Annotated in this window: 3 protein-coding genes; all 3 read right to left on the reverse strand. The window is 28.3% G+C overall.

The features are described from left to right. Nucleotides 1–233: hypothetical protein (locus AC4AGG_RS16105; protein WP_489773042.1), on the reverse strand; the 233-nt coding region annotated here is incomplete at its 3' end. Between the two features lie 44 nt (nucleotides 234–277). Next, nucleotides 278–1456, reverse strand: a complete 1179-nt coding sequence (locus tag AC4AGG_RS16110; protein ID WP_489773043.1) for a hypothetical protein — start codon at nucleotides 1454–1456, stop codon at nucleotides 278–280. A 264-nt stretch (nucleotides 1457–1720) separates the two neighbouring features. Continuing rightward, nucleotides 1721–2276, reverse strand: a 556-nt coding sequence (locus AC4AGG_RS16115; RefSeq protein WP_489773044.1) for a hypothetical protein, incomplete at its 5' end; no start/stop codon positions are given.

A 2276-nucleotide genomic window follows, 5' to 3' on the forward strand; every position in this document is an offset into this window, starting at 1 on the left:
TTAGTTTTGTTAATTCGTGTGGTAAATCTCAATAAAGAAAAAGAATTTATGCCTTGAATAACATTCAATATTATACAGTGCTTACTGATTATCTTCTCATCTTGTAAGTTTTGTAAGTCTTTTACACGCTCATTGCTTTTCTCAAATTTTATTTCATAATCAGTTGCTTTGTTGGAGGCTTTTTGATAAGTGATAAGAAGAATTATGACAATTAGGCAAAAAATAAGTATCATATCATGTTTTTTTAAAGGCTATTTATAAATGATGACTTTGTCATTTATTGGATTTCTATTGAGTAACATTTTCCATTCTCAACTTGTGTGATATAGTCTTTTAAAAAATATTTTGTATTTGGAACAGTTACTTCAAAATTTTTACCGTTTTTGTCTTGCTGAATTTTATATATCCCAATTAGTTCAGAGTTTACAGAAACCCCTTGTTCACATCTCAATTTACGAGGGTCTTTTTCATAAATAACAGTTGCGTTAGTAACATCTCCTTTTATATGACCACTATAATTAAGGTTGTCAAGAGTAATAGTAATGCCCGAAAGCTTTTTTGATTTAGAATAAACAATAACTTTTGCAGGTTCTAATAAATTATTATCATTTGGTTGTTTATAATTATCACCCGCCATAAATGGCTTGTTAAATATCAAATACATATCTTGGTTAAATCCATTTTTCAAAGTTCTTTTCCCCTCATAAAATGATGGGTTTTTAGTTTTGTTAAAATAAGTTGAAAATTCTTGCGGAAACTCTTTAGCATTTCTATATAATGACCTATATAATGTTTTTAATTCCCCATTTTCAAATTTTGCAACAGTTGGAAGAATATCAAAATAAGTGTAGTTTCCGTTTTGGTATTCGATGCTTTTCATTCCCATTATTAGATATACTTCATATAGTCCATTCTTTAATTGGTAGTTTTTTAAGTTGTTAATTGGAATTTTAGAGTTTTCATTTCTAATTTTTTGCCCTAACTCATCATTATACTGAATTACTGACAATTCATTTTGAATGAAATATTCAGTTTCTGAATCTGCTTTGTCATTTAGTTTCTTTAAATTGCTGTTAATTAGTCCGATAACATCAACATAGTTGGTATTATATTCATTATTATTTGAGCCTAAAATGCCAATATTTGGCTGTACTGGATCCTTATACTGATATGGTTTCCTTTCTAAATTACTACTTGATTTATTATTAGTAAAGGCTAATTGCCCATCGTATAATCCTCTATTATAACCATCTCTATAACTGTTGCCATCTTCTCCTATTTTCGGAAGTGGTATGCTTAAATAAGTTAAAGGATAATTGCATTGCATTTCTCCATTTTGTGCTGAAGCATTACAGTATCCTTTTTTGTGACCTTCAGAATATCCATTGTCAAAAGCAGATTGAGAATATGTCAATGAAAACATTACGATTAAAAACCCAGAAAATATTTTTCTCATAAGTGAATTTTTTTTGTTCACTCAGTCCCAATAGTGAAAGTTATCAAATACAAAAAGCGTGGGACTAAACTCAATTTGCAATACGAGGTTCTGACAAAACCATACAACACAAACAAGATAGCCCACGCCGTAGCGTGAGCATCAACTGTTTATTCTGTGTTGTAATTGAAACTGTCAGATTTCCTATTACAGAATAAAAGCTAACGCTTTATTTTTTTCGATAAAATTTGAATTACAAAAATATTGATTTTTGTAATATCATTACTAAATGGCTACTTTTTTCAAGGAAGAATTATATTTCCCAAAATCAATATCCTCAAAATCTTTAGCAGCCTTTTCTTGAACATCAATATCCTTTGTATGAAGTATATTTGACATATAATTTAATTTTCTTTTTATACCCTCAATTAAATCACACCATTTCATTACTTGGATTTCAATATTCTTATTTTCATTAATAAAGTAGAAATATGGATTATCATTGCCCTTTTGTCTACCATTTATCTCAAATTGAGCATCATCATTAATTTCAGAACTTATTAACAAAATCTTGAAATTTATATCCTTACTAACTGCACTAGATTTTTCTATTTCTCTAGCATATTTCATAACTTGAGCAAGCTCTTTAGGACTTATTTTTACTTTTGGAGCTTTTAATTCAACAATCAAAACCTCTCTCTTTTTATAATCTAAGATTCTTTCATTATACATGAATAAATCAGTTATAGATTTTATGGGTTTTTCAGTAATCTCAGCTATGTTATCGTCTTTTTTAGAGGGTTTATAATCCAGACAATCATTTCGTAGCTCTAATAAATTT

This window comes from Chryseobacterium sp. CG10_8 (genome assembly GCF_058117085.1).